This window comes from Sneathiella sp. (assembly GCF_047631475.1).
Taxonomy (GTDB): domain Bacteria; phylum Pseudomonadota; class Alphaproteobacteria; order Sneathiellales; family Sneathiellaceae; genus Sneathiella.
Genome location: NZ_JBLHZT010000052.1, coordinates 1 through 23,174, shown reverse-complemented (window position 1 = coordinate 23,174; position 23,174 = coordinate 1). Strand labels below are relative to the sequence as shown.

The following is a 23,174-nucleotide window of genomic DNA, read 5'->3' as shown; positions in this document are numbered from 1 at the left end:
TCGGGAGCAAACAAATGGGGTCAGAATGAATCAAACTGAAATGGCCTTATATAGAGTATCAGCCGTTTATCATTTCACCCCCCCACAAAAGCCCCTCTCGACATGATTTGAGCACAATCATTCGATATTGCAGGGCCAATCCTTCGATATTAAGGAAATATTGAGGAAAACTTGACAAAAACACAGTCAGTAAGCATTGTTTGGTCGTTTCCATATATAGTTAATCGAACCGACAGATGCCGAAGTCGTATGGTGGTGTAATAAGTGCGAATGAAACGTGAAGGTACATCTTTTAAAAAAATCAGAACCAAAAGGGCTACTTTACCTATGTTAGCCATTGTTCTTGGCGGGTTGATGGGCGGCGTTGCCGCATTTGCCTTTGCCCCTTCCACCTCCCTCTCGTCTTTAGAAATGGCGTCTCTATCCGATCAGAAGAACACGGATACAGAACTGAGCACTGATACACCCCAATCAGAAGGCGAGAGTAATCGGCAAAACACGCTCAACACCGACGCTTCACAACAGGCGGCGATCGCTCAACTACCGAAAGACACAACGAAGACAGTGTCGGTTGGCAAGGGCGACACCTTAATGAAGGTTTTAACCCGCGCCGGCGCGGATCCGCGAGAAAGCCATAAAGCAATTACTGCTTTGTCCGAAGTTTTCGACCCCCGCAGACTAAAAGTGGGTCAAGACATCATCCTGAACTTCGAACAGAGCGCAGAAGCAGCGGAAGCCGCCAATGCAGACATTAATCTGGTCAGTATTTCGCTGAAACAGGATGTTGATAAACAGGTTGCAGCAATACGCACACCGAACAATGATTTCCAGGTCCGCGAAACTGTTATCTCATTAGAAAAGAAAATGGTCCGCAGCGGTGGGGTTATTCAAAACTCGCTCTTCCTCTCCGCCGCGCAGGCAGGCCTGCCAACAAAAGTCATTCTCGAAATGATTCGGATCTTCAGTTATGACGTTGACTTTCAACGAGAGATCCAGCCGGGCGACCAATTTGAAGTCTATTTCGAACGCTTTGTTGACGAGAACGGAACACCCCTCAAAGAGGGTCGCATCCAATGGGCGTCCATGACGCTGAGTGGCACTGAAATCGCTCTGTACCGGTATACTACTAAAGACGATGGCTTTACGGATTACTATACTTCCGAAGGACAGAGCGTCAGAAAAACACTGATGCGGACACCAATTGACGGCGCCCGATTGACCTCTCGATTTGGCAAGCGGCGGCATCCAGTCTTGGGCTACACCAAAATGCATCGCGGCGTCGATTTTGGAGCCAGCCGCGGCACCCCCATCATGGCGGCCGGTAATGGCACCGTTGAAATGGCCCAGCGCAATGGATCGTTCGGAAATTATGTTCGCATCCGACACAATAGTGGATACAAGACAGCCTATGCTCATATGAAAGGCTTCGCAAAAGGCATCCGCAAAGGGAAGCGAGTGAAGCAGGGGCAAGTCATCGGATATGTTGGAACGACTGGACGCTCTACAGGCCCTCACCTTCATTATGAAGTGCATAAGAACGGACGTCAGATAAACCCACTCTCGGTCAAACTACCGGCTGGTCGAAAGCTAAAAGGGGGTATCATGGCTGACTTCAAGCGTTTCACCGGAAAAATGGATAAGGCGATTGCCGCCCTCCCCCTTAACAAACAGGTCGCAAGTCTGGATTAAGGAAAACCAATAAAAAAGGCGGCTTTTAAAGCCGCCTTTTCTTTTAATCAGTTTACGCTGCTTCTTGAAGCGCCCCGTTGATCAGAAGCCCTTGGTCGCTGGAACTGACAACAACATCATCCCCCTCGCCAATATCACCCTGCAAAAGCAAGCTCGCCAGAGGGTTCTGAAGGTACCGCTGAATAACACGCTTGAGTGGCCGTGCACCATAAACAGGGTCATACCCTTTATCCGCCAGCCATGTAGACGCTTTTTCATCCAGTTGAAGCCCGATATTCTTGTCTTCCAGCAATCTCCGCAAATGAGTGAGCTGAATATCAACAATCTCATCCATATTTTCTCGGGTAAGCCGGTGAAAGATAATCTGCTCATCAAGCCGGTTAAGAAACTCCGGACGGAAGGATGAACGGACAACCTCCATCACTCGATGCTGCACAAGCGGGTCATCTGAATCTGAATCACCTGTCAGGAATTCACTGCCAAGGTTTGACGTCAGAATAATAACCGTATTTTTGAAATCAACGGTCCGTCCCTGCCCATCGGTCAAGCGGCCATCATCCAGAACCTGGAGCAATATATTAAAAACATCCGGATGAGCTTTTTCAACTTCGTCAAACAAGATGATCTGATAAGGACGACGGCGAACCGCTTCGGTCACAACCCCGCCCTGATCGTACCCCACATATCCAGGAGGGGCACCGATCAAACGGGCGACACTGTGTTTCTCCATATATTCTGACATATCAACCCGGAGTAAAGCATGCTCGTCGTCAAACAAGAACTCAGCCAAAGCTTTTGTTAGCTCAGTTTTTCCGACGCCGGTTGGCCCCAGGAACAGGAAGGAGCCAATTGGCCGGTTCTGATCCTGCAATCCTGCCCGGGCGCGCCGAACAGCATTTGAAACAGCGGTAAGCGCCTCTTCCTGACCGATAACACGGCCTCGAAGACGGCTTTCCATTTCAAGAAGCTTCTCTCGTTCACCTGACAGCATTTTCTCAACAGGAATTCCGGTCCAGCGAGAAACGACGCCAGCGATATCTTCTTCTTTTACGCTTTCACGCACTAAGGAAGAGGTTTCGGTGTTCTCTGATTCAGCAAGCTGCTTTTCAAGGTCTGGAATGACACCATATGTTAATTCCCCGGCGCGCTGCAAATCGCCCTGTCGCTGACAGGCCGCCAAATCATTGCGGGCTTGCTCCAGTTTCTCTTTAACCTGTTGCGCGGAGTTCAATTTGTCCTTTTCGTTTTTCCAAATTTCAGTAAGCTCGTTGGACCGCTCTTCCAATGCAACAAGCTCGCTTTTAAGCTTTTCCAGCCGATCCTGCGAAGCTTTATCATTTTCTTTTTCCAAAGCAGAACATTCAATCTTCATCTGCAGGATTTTACGGTCAAGTTCATCGACTTCTTCAGGCTTGCTATCGATTTCCATTTTACGTCGGCTCGCCGCTTCATCCATCAGATCAATGGCCTTATCAGGCAGAAATCTGTCAGTAATATAGCGGTTGGACAATGTTGCAGCCGCAACCAAGGCACTATCGGAAATCTGAACGCCATGATGAAGTTCATATTTCTCTTTCAATCCACGTAAAATGGAGATGCTGTCTTCAACCGTTGGCTCTGAGACAAAAACTGACTGGAAGCGACGGGCAAGAGCCGCATCTTTTTCAATATACTTCCGGTATTCATCCAGTGTCGTTGCACCAACACAGTGGAGTTCGCCGCGGGCCAACGCAGGCTTCAGCAGGTTGGACGCATCCATCGACCCTTCAGCAGCACCAGCCCCAACCAATGTATGCAATTCATCGATAAACAGGACAATTTCACCGCCAAGGGCTGAGATCTCGCTAAGCACCGCTTTCAAACGCTCTTCGAATTCACCACGGAATTTTGCGCCGGCAATCAGTTGCCCCAAATCCAGTGACATCAATTTCTTGTCTTTAAGGCTTTCAGGAACATCTCCGTTCACGATCCGCAAAGCCAACCCTTCGATGATCGCAGTTTTACCCACACCGGGCTCACCGATTAACACTGGGTTATTCTTGGTTCGGCGCGACAGAACCTGAATAGTTCTGCGAATTTCTTCATCCCGTCCGATGACAGGATCAAGCTTTCCTTCTTTTGCAGCCTCTGTCAGGTCACGCGCATACTTCTTTAATGCCTCATAGCTGCCCTCGGCAGCCGCACTATCAGCCGTCCGCCCTTTCCGCAAATCGTTAATCGCTTCGTTCAGGTTATTTGCTGAAACGCCAGCATCTTTCAAAGCTTTAGCAGCATCGGAACCGGTTTCCAGCGTCAGCGCAAGCAGTAACCGTTCAGCGGTTACAAAGCTATCTCCCGCTTTTTCAGCAAGTTTTTCTGCACCGGAGAATACCCGCGCAAGGTCAGGGCTGACATTCAGCTGCCCTGCGCCACTTCCTGTGACCTGCGGGATCTTCCCAAGCAAGACCTCAACACTCATTAAAGCATCTTTGGCTCTGCCACCGGATTTATTAATCAGGCCACTCGCTAAACCTTCAGGATCATCCAACAGGACTTTCAGAAGATGTTCAGGTTTTAAAATTTGATGATTTTCGCGTAATGCGAGAGATTGGGCCGCCTGTACAAAACCACGCGACCTGTCTGTATATTTTTCAAAATCCATGCTCGTCCTCGACACATAGCCCGCCGTTTCTCTGTGCAACTATGGTCAATCCCTACAAGAGGCAATTGGCAAAGTCCACCGACGGTTCGTTATCTTAGATTTGGTGTGATTTCAAAATTTTACAAGAAAAATGTCCAACTTTGAGACAAAAAAAAGCGCCTATATGAAGGCGCTTTTATCAATTATTCAGCTGTCTGGGGTTCGTCACTTTCAGACGGTGTATCCGTCCGGCGGTTTGCCCTGCGACGCAATCCCCGTGTCCGGCTGACGCGCCTTTTTGTTTTGGGCTTTTCCGCATCATCCTCTGACGCGTCGTCCTCTACCTGATCCGGCTCATCGGACGAGACCGTATCGGTTTCATCTTCATTGGTCGCTGATAAATCAAGAACCAGTGGCTTCTCGTCTGCATCGGTGGCAGCGACGTCTGTCTGCTTGCTGTCCTCATTGCCATCAGCATTTTTATCAGAACCCTGAACCGTTGAAGCTTCTTCTAATCCACCCTCTTCAGATGATCCCTCGTCCGCTTGCGCCTGATCCGTATTCTTTTCCGGTTTGACCAAATTATTCGCCAGCATAATTCGGAAATAATGTTCCGCATGCTGATAGTAATTTTCGGCCGCAACCGGGTCACCAGAAGTCTGTGTATCCCGTGCCAAGGTCACGTATTTTTCGTATACTTGAGACGCAGATCCCCGGATTTTTCCGTCAGGACCATTACTGTCATAACTACGATTTCCGCTATTCGACCGTCTGTTGTTATTCGACCCACTACGTCCTCCGGAAGAACCGGAGCGCCCATTTCCTGAGCCGGATCGACCGCCGCGCGGGCGTCTGTTACCGCTAACTCGCATTATTCTATTGAATCCGTCAAAAAAGAGTTCAAAGTCTTCTTATGGTCCAAATACCCGCGCCATGAGATTTATTCTCACTACGAAAAACAGATGTCCTGCATCTGAAGGGTTCGACCTGATTTTATGTTAAGTATTAAGATTGATGACCACTTTGGGCCCAAGCGCATACGCTTGATCTAAAAGAACCCTACCCTTGCTTTTAAGATTTTCCAACTGTTTTTTTAAAAAAATTACTTTTTACAACGGGCACTGACGCAGCGTTCCACAGAAGCGAGGTCATTATGAATACGAATATCCGTAAAATTCTGGTCGGCAAGCAACGCGGCAACATCAGATGCCTGCCCCTTTCCTACTTCAAAAACAACAGCACCCTCTGGTGTCAAATATTGGCCAATATCATGAATGATTTCGCGATAACACACTAAGCCATCGGCGCCACCATCCAAGGCCGCGCGCGGTTCATATATCGAAACTTCGGGCTCCAATGTTTCCGTAACCTTCGTTTCAATATAAGGGGGGTTACTGATAATCAGGTCGTATGTACCTGTAACCGATGAAAACCAATTGCTTTGTTTAAACGATATCCGACCACTTAGCCCCAAATGTGCGGCATTCTTTGCGGCAATATTCAATGCTGCACTACTCTGGTCAACAGCAAGACCTTGCGCTTGCGGTATTTCCGCCAACAAAGTCAGGATAAGGCATCCACTCCCTGTGCCAAGGTCCAAAACCTTTGAAACAACGGTTTCGTCCACGATCGACAGAGCAGCCTCAATGAGGGTTTCGCTATCCGGCCTTGGATCAAGAACATCAGATGTTACATAAAAATTTCGGCTCCAGAATTCTCTGCGGCCAAGTATATGCGAGACAGGCTCCCGGCTCTCACGTCTGTGGATGAAATTTTCGAAAGCATCAGATTGGGCTTTTGTCAAAAGCCGTTCAGGTTCGCGAAACTGTATTTCCCGGTCTCCCGCGAAGATATCTGCCAATAATATACGCGCATCCTGCGACGCACCAATAATGCCCGCCTTTTTCAGGCGAATAGTTGCCTGTCGCACAGCATCCGCAATGGACAGGGACATTTAGACCTGACCCTCGACTTCGGCCAGTCGTTCCGCTTGGTCTTCTGCAATCAACGCATCGATAATTTCATCCAGCGCCTCGCCAGCAATTACCTTATCCAACTTATAAAGCGTTAAATTTATGCGATGGTCCGTGACACGCCCTTGTGGAAAATTATAGGTGCGAATGCGTTCTGACCGGTCGCCCGACCCAACCTGTCCTTTTCGTTCAGCCGAGCGGGCTTCTGCTTTCGCTGCCCGTTCGGCCTCATAAATACGGGACCGCAAAACCGACATAGCCTTCGCTTTATTTTTGTGTTGGGACTTTTCGTCCTGTTGCTGAACAACAATACCGGTTGGGATATGCGTAAGACGAACGGCTGAGTCTGTTGTATTAACGGACTGCCCACCCGGGCCGGATGCCCTGAAAATATCAACCCGTACATCTTTATCATCGATCTGAACGTCAATTTCTTCGGCTTCGGGCAAAACCGCGACTGTCGCTGCGGACGTGTGAATACGCCCTCCGGTTTCCGTTTCCGGAACCCGCTGAACGCGATGTACTCCTGATTCAAACTTTAACTTCGCAAAAACATTACTGCCTGTGACTTTAATGACGGCCTCTTTACACCCTCCAATATCCGATTCAGAGAAAGACATGGTTTCACAGCGCCATCCCATCGTTTCAGAATATCGTTGATACATACGCATCAAATCACCGGCAAAAAGGGCGGCTTCATCCCCGCCAGTCCCGGCACGCAGTTCCAAAATAGCGTTCTTTTCATCGGCATCGTCTTTAGGCAACAGTTGAAGCTTGATTGCGTGCTCAAGATCGGGCAATGCTTCTTTCAATTCGCGAAGCTCTTCTTGTGCAAGCTCTGCCATTTCAGCGTCCATATCCCCGCCTTCCAGCATCTCTTCCAGATCGGAAACTTCGCTTCTGGATTTCTGAAAGGTCTGAATAGTTTCAACAACCGGCTTCAATTCAGCGTATTCGCGGCTCATTTTCACAAAGTCTTCGCCAGCAACATCGCCCATTTCGCCAGCCATCGCCGCTTCAAGTTCTTCAAAACGGGAAAGGATCATTTTCAGCGTGTCTTCAGGTAACATCCGGTGATCCTATCTATATTGCTGTAATTTAGCAGTTATCTGATCGAGAGGAATTTCTTCCTGACTGCCTTCATCAAGGTTTCGAAACGTACAAACGTTCCGCGCTAATTCATCTTCTCCAATAAGAATAGCGGCCCAGGCATTCGCTTTGTTCGCCTGCTTCATCCGTTTACCCACATTGCCCTTAAACGACATTTCGATCATTTCTCCGCCCAAACGAAGATCATGCGCCAATGCAAGGGCCATTTTTTCTGCGACCTCACCAATAGGGACAACCGCGACAGGTCTTGGGGCTTGTGGCATTCCCTCCAGCATCAAGGCCAGGCGCTCCATCCCTCCGGCCCATCCGATACCGGGTGTTGGCTTGCCGCCCAATGCTTCGATCAAGCCGTCATAACGGCCGCCTGCGATAAGGGCCCCTTGGGCGCCCAAATCCGTGGTGACAAATTCAAAAGCGGTATGTGTGTAGTAATCCAACCCCCGCACCAGACGACGGTTCAAATCATAAGAAATACCCAATTGATCCAGTCCTTCAAGAACGGATGCGAAAAAGGCCTTGGAATGATCATTGAGATAGTCATCAAATTCGGGGGCCCCCTCAACCAAGGCCTGATCCCCTTTATCTTTACTATCCAGAATTCGGAGTGGGTTCTTCGTCAAGCGGGTTAGGCTATCGGCCGAAAGTTTGTCTTTGTAGGCGCTAAAATACTCAACCAGCGCGTCCCGATACGCCTGACGGCTTTCCCGGTCACCAAGCGTATTGATCTGCAAACGGCACCGGTCCAGAACACCCAACGACTGCAGAATGGCTGCACCAACGGCAATCACCTCAACATCGGCTTTCGGATCGTCCGATCCAATACATTCCAGATCGATTTGGTGGAATTGCCTCTGCCGTCCTTTTTGCGGCCGCTCATAGCGAAACATCGGGCCATTGGCAAAAACCTTGAACGGTACATTCTGTTGCAGGCCATTACTGATAAATGACCGGCAGATTCCAGCCGTATATTCAGGACGCAATGTCATGCTCTCGCCGCTACGGCTTTCAAACGAATACATTTCTTTAGAAACAACGTCCGAGGTTTCGCCCATTGTGCGAGCAAAAACTTCTGTAAACTCGAAAATGGGTGTCGCCATTTCCGAATAACCAAAGCGGGCCGCTATGTCTCGCGCTGTATCTCGCACGTGGGCGTGGCGTCTGAAATCCTCTGGTAACAAATCATGTGTACCGCGAACTGGCTGAGGTTGTGACACTTTCTTCTCCGCTTTATTACCGGGCATTGACCCGTCTTGAAATCACTAAAGGTTACAGGGCTGACCGTATTATTCAGCCGCGTTTGCAGCTTCAATCTCTTCGGCTTTGGCTTCGACCAATTCCACAATATGATCGACCATTCCGTCCGTATCAATTTTATGGTCCGTCATTCCGCTGAGATAAACCATATGATTTCCTTTACCGCCGCCGGTTAGGCCAATGTCTGTTTCACGCGCCTCGCCAGGGCCGTTTACAACACAGCCGATAATCGACAGGGTCAGCGGAGTTGAAATATGCTCCAACCGTTCTTCCAGTTTCTCAACAGTCTTAATAACTGGAAAAGCCTGACGCGCACAGGAAGGACAGGAAATGATTGTGACACCCCGGTGACGCAATCCAAGGCTTTTCAGGATTTCATACCCCACCTTCACCTCTTCAACAGGGTCGGCGGACAAAGACACACGAAGCGTATCACCAATACCGGACCATAACAGCATCCCTAAACCAATAGAGGATTTAACCGTTCCCGATGTAAGCCCGCCAGCTTCGGTAATACCAAGATGAAGCGGATAATCGCATGCATCCGCCAGGCCCTGATACGCTGCTACTGACAAAAACACGTCTGACGCTTTCACGCTGATTTTAAAGTTTGTGAAATCGTTATCTTCGAGAATACGGGCGTGATTGAGAGCTGACTCGACCATCGCTTCCGGACAAGGTTCTCCATATTTCTCCAAAAGCTCTTTTTCAAGGCTTCCCGCATTAACCCCAATGCGCATGGAACAATTGTTATCGACAGCGGCCTTCACCACATCTCGCACGCGCGCAGCTGACCCGATATTTCCCGGATTAATCCGAAGACAGGCGGCCCCTGCTTCAGCAGCTTCAATGCCCCGTTGATGATGGAAATGAATGTCCGCGATGATTGGCACTGTCGTTTCACGCACAATCTCTTTCAGCGCCCGCGTGCTTTCCACATCCGGGCAGGACACGCGGACCATATCGGCACCGGCTTCTTCCAAAGCGTGGATTTGACCGATTGTCGCAATTGGGTCGGACGTCAGAGTATTGGTCATCGACTGCACACTGATCGGGGCATCCCCGCCAACAGGTACATTACCAACATTGATCTGACGTGATTTACGGCGAATAATATCGCGATAGGGTCTAACACTCATGAGGCTGAATTTTCATTCTCAGAAAAAGCGGACAATCCGCATATACAAATTTCGCATAAAATGGCTGTTTCAGCGGCAAATATCAAGCTTTAGCTCAATCCAAAGTCAATGCTGCCAAAACAAGCGCTCATTTTCGGAATTGATGCCCCTAGTTTTTAGTTGGAAGAGCGCATTTTCTTTTGAATTTCCGCAGGCTCCAGCGACAATTTACGAATAATGTCACCATATCGCCCAAGGACACCAAGAACGCTACCATCCAGACGAATCTCAATTGCGGCGGCATTCGATGCACTCAATGTCAAACCGGGTTTCAACGGCACCATATAGGAATCGCCGTTTTCCATCACACCATCAAAAATCACGGTCGCGTCTTTATCCAAAACCTGAACCCATGCTTCTTCCTGGGCCCGCAGAACAATGCGCGCATCGGAATTTTCAACACCCAGGGCCTCAGGTGCAGGGCTTGACGTTTCTTCAGCGGTAGGATCATTTTTAACGGTCAGAACCGTTTGCGGAAAGGAGGCTTCCGCCTGCGGGCCCGACGGAAGTGATGCCACGTCAGAACCGGCCACCGTTTCAGTATTCTCAGCGTCCGCGAGATTTTCACTACTCTCTGTAATCGGTGCAGATTTTTCTTCGGAACGAACAGTAACGGCTGGCTCGCTTACAGCAATATCAGTCGCTTCACTGTCCACACTTTTCGGCACTTCTTTTTCCGAACGGTCAATTTGATTATCCTGTTCGACAGAAGAGAGTTCTGTCTTTTCAGGGGAAGAGACTTCCGTTTTCTGTGGTGCCGTTGTTATCAGCGAACCCCCCGCTTCAGTCTGCACAGTCTCTGGATCCGTCGAAAGCACTTCCTGATTGACCGCATCCGAGACAGGTGCTGACTGATCAGAAAGGCTTTCAGCCGCGATTGGCGCGCTTTCGACCGATGGAGCCGAAGGGGTGGGCTCCAAAACAGTTGGGGAACGGCTTATCCCATTCTCTGGCTCAGGGGTCTTATCAAAGAGGGCAGCCAAATCATTGTTGTCATTTTGGCCGATTACGTCCCCTTCAGGCGCAGGATTGGCGGCCGTCTCTTTGTCTGTTTCCAACTTTTCTGTTTGCAAAAATGTTTCCAACTTGCTTGCAAGCCGATCAGGCAAATCCGGCACCAACTCAATGTCCGCTTTATCGCCGCCCAAATAATAAAACCATCCCCCAAAAACAACGGCTGCAGCCAGGCATGTGCCGATCAGCAAACTGCCCCGTGGCATTTTACCTTCAGAGGTAGGTTCTGGAAAAGTAAGTTCGGGCGTATGAAGATTGCCTTCATGCTCCAACCGATACAATTTAACAAGTTCAACAGAGTCCAGGCCAACCGCGTTCGCATAGGAGCGTAAAAAACCAGTGACAAAAGCCTGGCCGGGCAAGCTCGCATAGTCGCTATTTTCGATCGCCTGTATCTGCCGTGGACGCAACCGCAATTGTTCAGCGACGTCATGCAAAGAAAGTTCTTTGGCTTCCCTTGCCAGGCGCAGACGGTCGCCAACGCGGATGTAGACATCTTCTTCATGGTCATAAGAAGCGTCATCAGAAGAAAAATCCACAACCTGCTCTTTCACTGTTTCAGTAGCCGATTGGCCGCCCTTATCCGGGTCAGACTTTTCGTCATCCGAAATTGTCAGATTGAGACGTTTTTGCGCCTCATCCTCCAATGGCAATTCTTTTTGTTTCGCCATTTCAGGGTACCGTTAAATTACATTTCAATTCAGTTGCCTTTCCCGCTCCCCAGGAAAAGCACTTGAACGATAATTTATTTTTTGAGTGTTGTCCGCAAAAAAGATTAAAGCTCAAACAGTTAAGGTCGTTTCACTCTTAAAAAAATCACACGATAATCGAATGATCTTTCGCAAATGCACGAAGCTGCTCACGGGCTGAAATAACTTTCGAGTTGCATAGACGTTTGGTGAATTCATTAATTTTAGCGATATCAGCACTGCGTACCATCTGCTTGACAGGGCCAATGGCTTCAACCGACATCGAAAGGGATCGATAACCAAGCCCGATCAACGTCATCGCCTCCAAAGGCTTACCTGCCACATCCCCACAAATCGAAACGGGAACGCCCGCCTTGTCGCATTCTCTCGCAATATATTGCAGCATCGATAAAAAACTGGAACTCAAAACATCATATCGATCTGTCACCATCGCGTTTCCACGATCAACGGCATAGAAGAACTGCAAAAGATCGTTCGAGCCGACTGACACGAAATCGACCTCTCTTAACAGATGAGGCATTTGCCAGATGATGGAGGGCACCTCAATCATCGTTCCAACCTTCACCTGTTTAGGGCCTCTCCCCTTTTCTTTTTCCCGCTCTATTTCCCGGGTCAGAAGAGATTTGGCTTCAAGAAATTCAGAAACCTCGGCGATCATAGGAAACATCAGACTCAGATTGCGTCCGGCGGCGGCGCGCACCATCGCCCGCAATTGCGCTTTCAAAAGCGCAGGACGATCCAACCCAATTCGAATGGCTCGCCACCCCAATGCAGGGTTTTCTTCTTCCTTCATCTGAAGGTAGGGAAGAACTTTGTCACCGCCGACATCCAGCGTTCTAAAAATAACCGGCCGATCACCGGCTTTATCCAGAACAGTGGAATATAATTCAGTCTGTTCGTCCACTTTCGGCATCTTGGAGCGAACCATAAATTGTAATTCTGTCCGGAAGAGCCCAATACCATCGGCGCCAGCGGAATCAAAATGGTCCAGGTCGATTAGCAGGCCCGCGTTCATATGCAGATCCACCAGTTGACCGTCCTTCGAAACCGCCTCTTTATCCCTTAAAGCCGCAAATTTCGCCTGCCGTTCTTCCCGGTGACGAACGCTGCGATCGAAGGCCTGCGTAACATCATCGCCCGGACGCAGAAATACCTGCCCGTGTTCTCCGTCGACAAGAACATAATCACCCTGCTCGACAGAATCGTAAATTTCCTCGCATTGACCAATGACAGGGACGCCCAGTGCCCGTGCGACAATCGCAACATGGCTGCTTCTTGTTCCCTCGACCAACACAACAGCCTGCAAGTTTGACTGGTCGTAATCCAAAAGCTCAGCAGCGCTCATATTACGGGCAACAACAACCGTCTCCTGAGGCAGATGATGGCGATCAATGCCCTGATTTCCCTCAAGATGCAGATAAAGTCGGTTTGCCAGATCATCCAAATCCGACAAACGTTCCCGAATATACGGATCCACAATTTCTTTCATCCGATTGCGGGTGTCATCCTGAACACGCTTGATCGCCGCTTCTGCCGTCAACCCAGCCCGCACGGCAGTTTCCAGCCGCTTCAACCAGCTTTTGTCATGGGCGAACATTTTATAGGCTTCGAAGATATCCTTGGATTCTTCGCTGGCCAGCGCATCTGTGGTGTTCAGCATATCGTCAACTGAACTTTGCAACCCGCTCACAGCGACTTCAAGGCGCACCAGTTCATCGGCCATGTTGTCGGCGATGGTCTGCCGTACTTCAATGCGGGGCTCGTGAAGGATTGCGTAACCCGCTGCCAGTCCTTCGGCAAGAACACGCCCCGCAAGACGGTGCGGCAATGTTGCATTTCCGGCCGTGTCCAACAGTTCTGTCGAACTAATCATTTCCTCTGAACTGACCAGTTCAGCAACAACCATGGCGACGGTTTGAATAGCCTCGACTTCTTCTTCCGTATAATGGCGCATGGTCCGGTTCTGAACCACTAGAACGCCAATAACACGGCCACCGCGTAAAATCGGAGCCCCTAGAAGAGAATGGTAAGCTTCCTCACCCGTTTCAGGGCGATAAGCAAATTGAGGATGGCTTTGCGCATCGGATAGATTTAGGGGGCGGGCGTGGGCGGCGATATCACCGACCAGCCCTTCACCAACCCGAAGACGGGTTCTGTGGACGGCTTCTTTATTCAGTCCCTGGGTCGCGAAAAGCTCCAGGACGTCTCCAGCCCGCATCAAGTAGCATGAGCAGACTTCCGCAATCATATTGGAGGCAATCAGGCCAACAATTGTCTGCAAGCGGAGCTCAGCATCCCCTTGTCCCGCCATCACCCTCCGGAGTTGACGGAATAATATTCTCGGGCCGCTGACTGCCGCGTTGCTCATCTATCCAAATGCCTTCCTGCCAAAAAGGTTAGGCAAAACTATTTGCCGCCTCATCAACCAGTTCCTGCAAAATATCCTGTGTTGATTGCTCTTTTTTGACCATACCAACACTTTGACCCGCCATAACCGAACCATATTCAACATCACCGTCAATCACGGCGCGCCGCAAAGCACCGGCCCAGAAATGCTCAATTTCCAGTTGTGCACTTTCCAGATCAAGTTCGCCAGCTTTATATTTGGCAATGACTTCATGCTGAGTTTCAATAAACTTCCGTCCACCCTCATTATTCAAAGCCCGAACTGGAATAACGGGGAATTGAGGGTCTACCTGCACAGTTGTTACAGCATCCCTTGCACTGGCACGAATGAAGGCCTTTTTGAAATCGGCGTGGGCGATACATTCCGTAGCACAGACAAACCGCGTTCCCAGCTGCACACCTGATGCTCCCATTCGCAGATAATTGGCAATTGCTTCACCGCGGGCAATCCCACCGGCAACAAAAACCGGAACATCTGTAATATGGGGCAGAATTTCCTGCGCCAAAACACTTGTGGAGACAGGACCGATATGTCCCCCTGCTTCCATGCCTTCAATGACAAGGGCATCCGCGCCTGATCGAATAAGCTTTTTTGCAAGCGCAAGGATGGGAGCAAAACAAATTGTCTTGGCACCGCCCTCTTTTATCTTGGTGATGGTATCCCGGGCTGGCAAGCCGCCTGCCAGGACCACATGCCCCACATTATTTTCAAGGCAAACATCGACCAGCTTATCCAACTCTGGATGCATGGTAATCAAATTGACCCCGAAAGGCTTCGATGTCAGTGCCTGCGTAGCCTTGATTTCTGTATCCAGCAAATCCGGTGTCATGGCGCCACAGGCGATAACACCAAAGCCACCCGCATTTGAAATTGCGGCAACGAGATGGCGTTCTGAAACCCAGGACATCGCTCCGCCCAGAATTGCATATTCGGTTCCCAGAAACTCACATCCGCGATCCCAGGCTACCTTCAGCTTCTGAAGGCCTTCATGTGTCATTGTATCTGTCATTGTATCAGGCTGCATCCAGATTAAAGGCGGAATGTAACGTGCGCACTGCAAGTTCTGTATATTCTTCTGCGAGGAGAACACTAACCTTGATTTCTGAGGTTGAAATCACCTGGATATTGATCCCTTTTTCTGCCAAGGCGCTGAACATTGTCTGCGCAACCCCTGCATGGCTGCGCATGCCCATACCGACGATGGAGACTTTTACAACATTTGGGTCGGGAACAATCGCCTTGCAGTTCACTTCCCCTTTGAGGTTTTCCAGAACTTTCAAGGCAGGATCAAGTTCATTGCGACCAACTGTAAAGGTCAGGTCCGTGGCTTTACCGTCTTCAGACACATTTTGAACAATCATGTCCACATTGACATGGGCATCTGCAAGCGCCCCAAAAACCAGAGCTGCAACGCCAGGCTGATCGTTCACCTGCTGCAATGTTACCTTTGCTTCATCCCGTGTATAGGTGACGCCACTTACTACTTGATGTTCCACTATGTCATCCTCATCAACAACCAGTGTTCCTGGTAATTCTTCAAAACTGGACAGTACTTGCAACTTAACCCGATGCTTCATCGCCATTTCGACTGAGCGGGTTTGCAAAACCTTTGCACCAAGTGATGCCAATTCAAGCATCTCTTCATAAGTAATTCTATCAAGTTTTGATGCTTTTGTCGCGATGCGGGGATCTGCTGTATAAATTCCGTCCACATCCGTATAGATATCACACTGATCCGCTTCCATTGCAGCAGCAAGAGCAACCGCGGATGTATCAGATCCACCCCGTCCCAATGTGGTAATGCGACGGCTTGAGGCAATGCCCTGAAAACCGGCACAAACAGCAACCTGACCATCCTTAAACCGTTCAACAAGCTCTGAACAGTCAATATCCTCGATCCGTGCAGCACCATGAACATCACTGGTTTTTACAGGAATTTGCCATCCAAGCCAGGAACGGGCGTTCACCCCAAGATCCTGCAGCGCCATGGATAACAGCCCAACTGTCACCTGTTCACCACTGGAAACAACCACATCATATTCGCGCGCATCATGCAGCGCAGCGACATCTGACGCCAAGCCAACCAGACGATTGGTCTCTCCGGACATTGCCGAGACAACAACCGCTACTTCGTTGCCGGCGTCCACTTCTTTTTTGACGCGTTTGGCCACATTCTTGATCCGGTCAACAGACCCCACAGATGTGCCACCAAATTTCATAACCAGCCGTGCCATGACTGCTGTAACCTTTCGACCTCGCCTTTTTTATAAAGGCATACTTAAAATTTAAGGAACGGGTACCTTTTCCTTTTGAAGGAGCGTATACATATACTTAACACAGCATGCTGGGCAAGCGCAGCGATCAATTTTATTAGTTATTTGGACTATTTTTGGACGACAAGCCATGAGTGACGCGGCAAATTCTAAGTCAGTTGACCCGAAGGAAATCTCGAATTTCGCCGCGATGGCGGATGAATGGTGGGATGAAACAGGTAAGTTTAAACCTCTTCACAAGTTCAACCCGATCCGAATTGGGTATATCCGGGATCAGGTCATTCATCATTTTGATTTGCAGCCGACTGAAGGAGCCGGACAATTGAAGCCTTTGAAGGGCTTGCGATTGCTTGATATTGGCTGTGGCGGCGGACTACTGAGTGAACCCATGGCGCGGTTAGGTGCCGAAGTGGTTGCAGCCGATGCCTCGGAAACCAATATCCGTGTTGCCTCGTTACACGCCGAAAAGATGGGACTGTCAATTGACTATCGGCATACAACAGCTGAAGAACTTGCCGCGTCAGGCGAAAAATTTGACATCATTCTGAATATGGAAGTCATAGAGCATGTGGCGGATGTAGACGGTTTCAACGCGTCTTGCTGTGAAATGCTGAAGCCCGGCGGTATTCTGTTTGTCGCAACTCTCAACAGAACAATGAAAAGCTATGCACTGGCAATTGTCGGTGCTGAATATATCTTGAGGTGGCTACCGCGCGGGACCCATAACTGGAAAAAGTTTCTGCGGCCGTCGGAAGTGATCAAGCTGGTGCGCAATCGTGGCCTGTTAATAAAAGACATGTCTGGAGCGACCTATAACCCGATCAATGATAACTGGCGATTAAGTCAGGACTTCAGCGTCAATTATATGATCGCCGCCCATAAACCCTCATAAGTTCCATTCCCCCATTTGACCTCTCCTTTGAAAATGACTAATCAGGGGTTGTCACTCTATTTTGGATAAATACCATGTCTCTGCCCATTTCACCCTTGGCACCCGCCCGGTTTCCTGATCTTCCTGTGGTTATGGGAGCTCGTTTTGCAACGACGAATTCCGGCATGCGATACAAAGGAAGAGACGATCTCCTGCTAGCGGTTTTCGATCCGGGCACGACCGTCGCCGGCGTTTTTACAAAAAACTCCATGCCCGGTGCACCTGTCGACTGGGGCAAAAAAATCCTGTCACACGGCAAGGCCCGTGCGCTTGTCGTTAATGCGGGTATCGCCAACGTATTTACAGGCTCTGCGGGCATCAGAACCGTTGAGGAAACCGCGAAAAAAGCGGCGGAACTTGTTGGGGCGGAAGTCGAAGAAATATATATCGCCTCAACGGGGGTTATTGGCGAGCCAGTTCCAACCGAAGCCATCACCCAAACATTGCCAGACATGATAGGCGATTTGTCCGAAACCAAATCAAAGAACGCAGCAGATGCGATCCTGACCACGGATACTTTTCCCAAAGGCGCCCATGCCACTTGCGACTTAAACGGCAAAACCATCACGATCACCGGCTTTGCAAAAGGCTCTGGGATGATCGCGCCGGATATGGCGACCATGCTGGCTTTCCTGTTTACCGACGCAGACATTCCCTCGGATATTCTGCAAGCCCTGCTGGCGGAGGTGAACGATAAGACTTTTAATTGCGTCACTGTTGACAGTGATACGTCGACCAGTGACAGCGTTCTTCTTTTTGCAACAGGGACAGCGACGAACAAGGCGCCTGACAGCAAAACCGATCCATCGCTCAATAGCTTCAAACAAGCATTGTTCGATGTAATGGCCGACCTTGCCAAACAAGTTGCCAAAGATGGAGAGGGCGCCACTAAATTCATTACCGTTTCAGTGACCGGGGCAACCAGTGATGCATCTGCCAAAACCATTGCGTTAGCTATTGCTAACTCACCGTTGGTAAAAACAGCGATTGCAGGCGAAGACGCAAATTGGGGGCGGGTTATCATGGCCGTTGGCAAATCCGGCGAAAAGGCCGACCGGGATAACATTGCCCTGAAAATCTGTGGCCTTCAAATTGCAGTAAACGGGGCACCTGATCCCACATACCGGGAAGCGGAAATCGTGCCGCTCATGAAAGGCAAGGATATTACAATCGATGTCGACGTGGCCGTAGGGCAAGGACGGGCGCATGCATGGACCTGCGACCTGACACACGGATATATCGAAATCAACGCAGATTATCGGAGCTGACAAACGCATGTCATCCTTGCCAACTGTTTTAGTTGTTGCCGTCGCCCTGGTGGATGACGATAACCGTGTTCTGATTGCCCAGCGCCCTGAAGGCAAAAGCATGGCAGGCTTGTGGGAATTTCCCGGTGGCAAAGTGGAAACAGGTGAAACGCCTGAAAACGCACTTATCCGCGAATTAAAAGAAGAGCTGTCAATTGATGTAACAGCCGCCTGCCTCGCACCATTTACCTTTGCCAGCCATACCTACGAAACCTTCCACTTGTTAATGCCGCTTTACGTCTGTCGGCGTTGGTCGGGCACACCCAAACCTGTGGAGCGGCAAACCCTCAAATGGGTTCGGGCCAATCAAATGAAAGACTTCCCAATGCCACCTGCGGATATTCCGCTGGTGGCGATGCTGCGGGACTTGCTGTAACCCACGTCTTTTCCGGTCAGCGTTCATTCAAGCAAGCAAACCGTCTTTCAAAAAACGCCTGTCTACTCGGGTTTCTTCTGGTCGAGAATTTCTGTCAGGCTTGTTGTTGCGCTTCCTCGTTTCAGAGGAACCTGCTGACTTTCATGGGGCGACCATCCGGTAAGATAGATGATTTGGAACGTCGCCGGAATAAGGCCCTGTTCATCGGCATATTTTTCAAAATATATTTCTGCCATACGCATCAAGACCTTTCGGCCCGTGAAACTTTTTTGGCGATCGAGTAGAGCGTTCGCCTCCCCCATGCCGCGCAACTCTTTCAACAGATCAAAAGGTGTCTTGTATTTAAGCGTAATGGTTTCAACGTCTGAAACCGGCAAGGCAAATCCCGCGCGTTGCAAAAGCGCACCCGCATCCCGAACTTCGGTAAAAGGAGAAATTCGCGGGCTTACCCCACTCCGGATTTCAAGCTCGGCCTGTGTCAGGCATTCCTTTAATTCGTGAAGGGTTTCGATCCCGAATAATGCCCCTAAAAAGATACCATCTGCCTTTAAAGCCCGGTTGATCTGAATGAGCGCACCCGGCAAGTCATTGGTCCAATGCAAACTTAGGACACTGCCAATCAAATCAAAGCTTTCAGATGCAAACGGCAGGAACTCTTCGCTGGCGACAACTTTCAAATTATTCGGCGTTTTTCCCACCATTCCCGTACTGATGTCCACGGATACAACGGTCTGCGCCTTGCCCATCGTCGCCAGAGCCTGTCCAAAGGCACCTTCGTGGCAGCCTAAATCCAGTACCAGATCGTGGCTTCGGGTAATATCCAGTGACCGTTCAGCCAACCGGTCGGCAACTTCTTCGAACAGGAAGCCATGCGTGCGCCAGTCCCCATTTGCCGCACGATCCCGATGCCGGCGGACACTTGATCGGTCGAATAGAAGGGGCTGAGAAGAAAAGCTGTCTGTCATCGTGCCCTTATGACATGCACGCTATCGGAACTCAATGTCGGAAAAATGGAAAATTCCAAAAATATCTTTTTTGGCGTTCTATTTTATTTTTATTCAACTAATATTAGGAATGTTTGACCGTCAATCCATACAAAAGGTCATTGCGACACTAGGAAAGGGCACCCTTGATATACTCTTTCCAGCCCAATGTGCCCGGTGCAGTGAGCCCGTAGACACAGCAAGCAGCCTGTGTGCCGGTTGCTGGCCCGACATCACCTTTATCAGCGCCCCCTATTGCGTTCAATGCGGCTATCCTTTTGATTACAATGTTGGGGAGACACCTCTTTGTGGATCTTGCATCGCAAAGCCGCCTCCCTTTTCAAGTGGCCGATCCGTTTTGAAGTATGATGAGGCCAGCAGAGACATGGTCCTATCCTTTAAACATGCAGATCGGACCGATCAGACACCTGCCTTCGCACAGTGGATGGTCCGCTCAGCCCCGGATCTTATGGCCGCCCCCTGTTTGATCGTACCTGTCCCGCTCCACCCCAATCGGCTTTTGAAACGGCGATATAACCAGTCCGCCCTTCTCGCCAATCAGATTGGCAGACTGACGAACCAGCCTGTCGCGCCAACCTTACTGCTCCGTAAAAAGGCGACGCCAAGCCAAGGCAGTAAAACCTTTAAAGGGCGCTGGCTGAATGTAAAAGGTGCGTTTGCCGTGCGACCGACACTGCAAGAAAAGTTGATCGGCCAGAGGATCCTTTTGATTGACGATGTTTACACAACCGGTGCTACACTAAGCGCCTGTGCCGATTGCCTGCTGAATGCAGGGGCGGCTCAAGTTGACATTCTCACTTTATGTCGGGTTGTTCGGCCCGCCAACTTGTCTATATAAGACTAATCGTTCATCCAGTCAGGTATTTAAAATGAAGCGTATCGAAATTTACACAACCATGTTTTGCCCTTTTTGTTCACGGGCCAAGTCACTGCTAAAGAAAAAAGGGATATCGTTTGAAGAGATTGACGTTACTGTCGATGCCCCACGCAGAAAAGAAATGAGCAAACGCTCTGAAGGCGCGACGTCGGTTCCTCAGATTTTTGTCGATGGCGAACATATCGGCGATTGTGATTTCATTCATCGCCTTGACGCTTCGGGCAATCTGGACCAAATTCTAGGAGTAAAATCCTAAAGTAAGGAAGTAACCTTATGTCAAAATTCACCGCGGCCTGTGTACAGATGACCTCTGGCACTGATCCGATTGAAAATCTTAAAGTTTCGACGGATCTAATTAAACAAAGCATTTCGGAAGGGGCCAATTTTATTGCAACGCCCGAAGTGACAAATTTAATGGAGCCGAACAAGGCGGCGGCGCGGGATATTGCTCAATATGAAGAAGACGATATAACGCTGAAAGCATTTCGTGCTCTTGCTATGGATCACAAGAAGTGGGTTATGGCGGGGTCCTTGGTGATCAAAAAGCCGGACGATGATCGACTCGCCAATCGTTCCTTCCTGATTGCACCAGATGGATCAATTGCGGGTAAATACGACAAAATCCATATGTTCGACGTGGCGTTGGAAAATGGTGAAAGCCATAAAGAATCCAATGCATACGCACCAGGCGAGAAGGCCGTTGCAGTCCAGACTGATTGGGCAACGATCGGCATGACAATTTGCTATGACGTTCGTTTCTCTCATCTTTTTCAGGATCTCGCCCAAAAAGGCGGGGCCACTATTTTCACAACACCAGCCGCTTTCACCCACACAACCGGGAAAGCGCACTGGCATGTGTTACAGCGAGCAAGAGCAATTGAAAATGGCGCGTTTGTAATTGCCCCCGCGCAATGCGGGCATCATTCCAAGAACCGACATACGTATGGCCACTCGTTGATCATTGACCCTTGGGGTGATATTCTGGCTGATGGTGGGGACGATATTGGTTTCATAATGGCCGAAATAGACGTCACCGAGACGCAGAAGCGTCGCCAACAGGTTCCAAATCTGAAGAATTTTCGGCCCTATGACCTATCTCTTGGAAACGACCGGCAGACCGCGGCTGAATAACGTTTTATTCTACCGCTGCGGCGAACGAACACCTTAACCCGATAGACCAACAGGTTACGCCACTCGCGCATCCGGTCTGCGGTGTTGTCCTCTGCCCGCACCAGGTAACGGTTGTTTAGGTTCATTTTGAACCTTTTCTTTTTTGCTTCGACTAACGAATACAGCAATCACAATCGTTGGAAGTAATTTCGAAAATGTATAGCATCGGCGCCTTGGTTCATAAATTTGGCCTGTCCAGAACCACCCTCCTTTTTTATGAGAAAAAAGGTCTGCTTGTTCCAAAAAGGCAAAAAGGGAACCGATATCGTCTCTATAGCAATCAGGACTGCGAGACATTGGCCTGTATAAAATTACTGCGTAAATCAGGATTAACAATCGAACAGATCAAGGAGCGGCTTCAGAGCCACCCGATGCCGAGCCGCGAAACTATTCTTGGGGATCAAATATCGATACTAACGGACAAAATTGACGTTTTAACCTGCCAGAAAATCCTTTTGCAAACCATGCTTGAACCGGGCAGCGCTCTTCGTTCGCTTCCCCAAAAAGATTGGATTTTTCTTCTGACCGTTCTTGGACAATCAGATCAAGTTCCGTTAAAGCAGCTGAGCACTATCACCATGCAGATGCAAAGCGCATACAAGAAGATACTGGATGTCAATCTTAGACAAACGGACGCCTCCAAAGAAGTAGCGGAATACCCTGACCTCAACATTTAACCACAGAAAACGATCAGGCTTTACAAGCGACGATCGACTGTCTTACCGCGGGTTTCGGAGAAGCCCGATATCCCTCTTCGAAATCCAGAATATCGAGATCGCTAAAAGCAGTCTTCAATTCCCCTGTTGTCAGCAGAAAATGCGGGTTGCTTGGTCTGCCATAGGCTTCATTCCCAATGGCGAAGGTTGAATAAATCAGGTGGCCTCCTGGTTTTATCGCCGCCTTCAGTACCGGAAATAGCGGACGCCAAAGATAGTTTACAACGACAATACAATCGAAACTAGCGTCAGAAAAAGGCCAGTCATCGCTTTCAAGATCAGCTTCAAGCACTGTTATTTTCTCACTCCCCTGTGCCCTGATCTTTGTCAAGTCTCGGTCAACGGCGGTCACATGACACCCTTTTTCAGCAAAGTACCGGGCATGGCGGCCACCACCACAAGCGAGATCCAGAACCGTGTGATTGCTGTCCACCAAATATGCCTGTTTTTCGATCCAGCTTTCGATATCACTCACATTTTTTCCTTTATCAGATCAAAATCAAATCTGCGCTTTACCGGCAGTGCCATTGCAATACTTGCACTACACCAGAAAAATACCTATTTT

The 23,174-nt window shown here is 49.4% G+C and carries 20 protein-coding genes; 8 read left to right on the top strand and 12 right to left on the bottom strand.

Annotation, left to right across the window (positions count from 1 at the left end; translation table 11 throughout):
- Window positions 1–327: 327 nt before the first annotated feature.
- Window positions 328–1,689: a M23 family metallopeptidase gene (locus ACJAYR_RS16205; protein ID WP_415237567.1), complete on the top strand. Its 1,362-nt coding sequence runs from the start codon at window positions 328–330 to the stop codon at window positions 1,687–1,689.
- A gap of 52 nt (window positions 1,690–1,741) precedes the next feature.
- Here ACJAYR_RS16205 and clpB read toward each other — a convergent pair whose 3' ends face one another.
- The 10 genes from clpB to ACJAYR_RS16155 form a co-directional block, all read right to left on the bottom strand.
- A complete protein-coding gene (gene clpB / locus ACJAYR_RS16200) occupies window positions 1,742–4,330 on the bottom strand; it encodes an ATP-dependent chaperone ClpB (protein ID WP_415237566.1) in 2,589 nt (862 codons plus the stop codon).
- Between the two features lie 182 nt (window positions 4,331–4,512).
- Window positions 4,513–5,181, bottom strand: a complete 669-nt coding sequence (locus tag ACJAYR_RS16195) for a DUF4167 domain-containing protein (protein WP_415237565.1) — start codon at window positions 5,179–5,181, stop codon at window positions 4,513–4,515.
- Window positions 5,182–5,411: 230 nt separating this feature from the next.
- Window positions 5,412–6,263 carry a peptide chain release factor N(5)-glutamine methyltransferase gene (gene prmC / locus ACJAYR_RS16190; RefSeq protein ID WP_415237564.1) on the bottom strand — a complete coding sequence of 284 codons (852 nt, stop codon included), beginning with the start codon at window positions 6,261–6,263 and terminating at the stop codon, window positions 5,412–5,414.
- Window positions 6,264–7,352 (bottom strand): peptide chain release factor 1, encoded by a 1,089-nt coding sequence (gene prfA, locus ACJAYR_RS16185; protein ID WP_415237563.1) that lies wholly within the window; start codon window positions 7,350–7,352, stop codon window positions 6,264–6,266.
- Between the two features lie 9 nt (window positions 7,353–7,361).
- Window positions 7,362–8,606, bottom strand: coding sequence for a histidine--tRNA ligase (gene hisS / locus ACJAYR_RS16180; RefSeq protein WP_415237562.1), 1,245 nt, complete (start codon window positions 8,604–8,606; stop codon window positions 7,362–7,364).
- A 69-nt stretch (window positions 8,607–8,675) separates the two neighbouring features.
- A complete protein-coding gene (gene ispG / locus ACJAYR_RS16175; protein WP_169546335.1) occupies window positions 8,676–9,785 on the bottom strand; it encodes a flavodoxin-dependent (E)-4-hydroxy-3-methylbut-2-enyl-diphosphate synthase in 1,110 nt (369 codons plus the stop codon).
- Between the two features lie 155 nt (window positions 9,786–9,940).
- Window positions 9,941–11,509, bottom strand: coding sequence for a RodZ domain-containing protein (locus ACJAYR_RS16170; RefSeq protein WP_415237561.1), 1,569 nt, complete (start codon window positions 11,507–11,509; stop codon window positions 9,941–9,943).
- A 145-nt stretch (window positions 11,510–11,654) separates the two neighbouring features.
- Complete coding sequence (gene ptsP / locus ACJAYR_RS16165; RefSeq protein WP_415237560.1) at window positions 11,655–13,916, bottom strand: phosphoenolpyruvate--protein phosphotransferase; 2,262 nt, start codon at window positions 13,914–13,916, stop codon at window positions 11,655–11,657.
- Between the two features lie 28 nt (window positions 13,917–13,944).
- The gene (locus ACJAYR_RS16160) at window positions 13,945–14,964 is read right to left on the bottom strand and encodes an NAD(P)H-dependent flavin oxidoreductase (RefSeq protein ID WP_415237559.1); all 1,020 of its coding nucleotides are present in this window, start codon (window positions 14,962–14,964) and stop codon (window positions 13,945–13,947) included.
- Window positions 14,965–14,968: 4 nt separating this feature from the next.
- Complete coding sequence (locus ACJAYR_RS16155) at window positions 14,969–16,189, bottom strand: aspartate kinase (protein ID WP_415237558.1); 1,221 nt, start codon at window positions 16,187–16,189, stop codon at window positions 14,969–14,971.
- A gap of 169 nt (window positions 16,190–16,358) precedes the next feature.
- Here ACJAYR_RS16155 and ubiG point away from each other — a divergent pair, with 169 nt between their 5' ends.
- The 3 genes from ubiG to mutT all read left to right on the top strand — a co-directional run bounded on the left by ubiG (window position 16,359) and on the right by mutT (window position 18,842).
- Window positions 16,359–17,120: a bifunctional 2-polyprenyl-6-hydroxyphenol methylase/3-demethylubiquinol 3-O-methyltransferase UbiG gene (gene ubiG, locus ACJAYR_RS16150; protein WP_415237557.1), complete on the top strand. Its 762-nt coding sequence runs from the start codon at window positions 16,359–16,361 to the stop codon at window positions 17,118–17,120.
- A gap of 74 nt (window positions 17,121–17,194) precedes the next feature.
- A complete protein-coding gene (argJ, locus tag ACJAYR_RS16145) occupies window positions 17,195–18,427 on the top strand; it encodes a bifunctional glutamate N-acetyltransferase/amino-acid acetyltransferase ArgJ (protein WP_415237556.1) in 1,233 nt (410 codons plus the stop codon).
- A gap of 7 nt (window positions 18,428–18,434) precedes the next feature.
- Window positions 18,435–18,842: an 8-oxo-dGTP diphosphatase MutT gene (gene mutT, locus ACJAYR_RS16140; protein WP_415237555.1), complete on the top strand. Its 408-nt coding sequence runs from the start codon at window positions 18,435–18,437 to the stop codon at window positions 18,840–18,842.
- 62 nt (window positions 18,843–18,904) lie between these two features.
- On the opposite strand, the gene ACJAYR_RS16135 is transcribed toward mutT, so the two are convergent.
- The gene (locus tag ACJAYR_RS16135) at window positions 18,905–19,807 is read right to left on the bottom strand and encodes a methyltransferase domain-containing protein (protein ID WP_415237554.1); all 903 of its coding nucleotides are present in this window, start codon (window positions 19,805–19,807) and stop codon (window positions 18,905–18,907) included.
- Between the two features lie 109 nt (window positions 19,808–19,916).
- On the opposite strand from ACJAYR_RS16135, the gene ACJAYR_RS16130 reads away from it, so the two are divergent.
- The 4 genes from ACJAYR_RS16130 to ACJAYR_RS16115 all read left to right on the top strand — a co-directional run bounded on the left by ACJAYR_RS16130 (window position 19,917) and on the right by ACJAYR_RS16115 (window position 22,570).
- Window positions 19,917–20,684: a ComF family protein gene (locus tag ACJAYR_RS16130; RefSeq protein WP_415237553.1), complete on the top strand. Its 768-nt coding sequence runs from the start codon at window positions 19,917–19,919 to the stop codon at window positions 20,682–20,684.
- Between the two features lie 31 nt (window positions 20,685–20,715).
- Window positions 20,716–20,979, top strand: coding sequence for a glutaredoxin 3 (grxC, locus tag ACJAYR_RS16125; RefSeq protein ID WP_169546324.1), 264 nt, complete (start codon window positions 20,716–20,718; stop codon window positions 20,977–20,979).
- A 17-nt stretch (window positions 20,980–20,996) separates the two neighbouring features.
- Entirely contained in the window at window positions 20,997–21,854 is an 858-nt protein-coding gene (locus ACJAYR_RS16120) for a carbon-nitrogen hydrolase family protein (RefSeq protein ID WP_415237552.1), read from the top strand.
- A gap of 194 nt (window positions 21,855–22,048) precedes the next feature.
- On the top strand, window positions 22,049–22,570 hold the full coding sequence (locus tag ACJAYR_RS16115) for a MerR family transcriptional regulator (protein WP_415237551.1): 522 nt from the start codon (window positions 22,049–22,051) through the stop codon (window positions 22,568–22,570).
- Between the two features lie 13 nt (window positions 22,571–22,583).
- On the opposite strand, the gene ACJAYR_RS16110 is transcribed toward ACJAYR_RS16115, so the two are convergent.
- Window positions 22,584–23,084 (bottom strand): class I SAM-dependent methyltransferase, encoded by a 501-nt coding sequence (locus ACJAYR_RS16110; protein ID WP_415237550.1) that lies wholly within the window; start codon window positions 23,082–23,084, stop codon window positions 22,584–22,586.
- Window positions 23,085–23,174 lie beyond the last annotated feature (90 nt).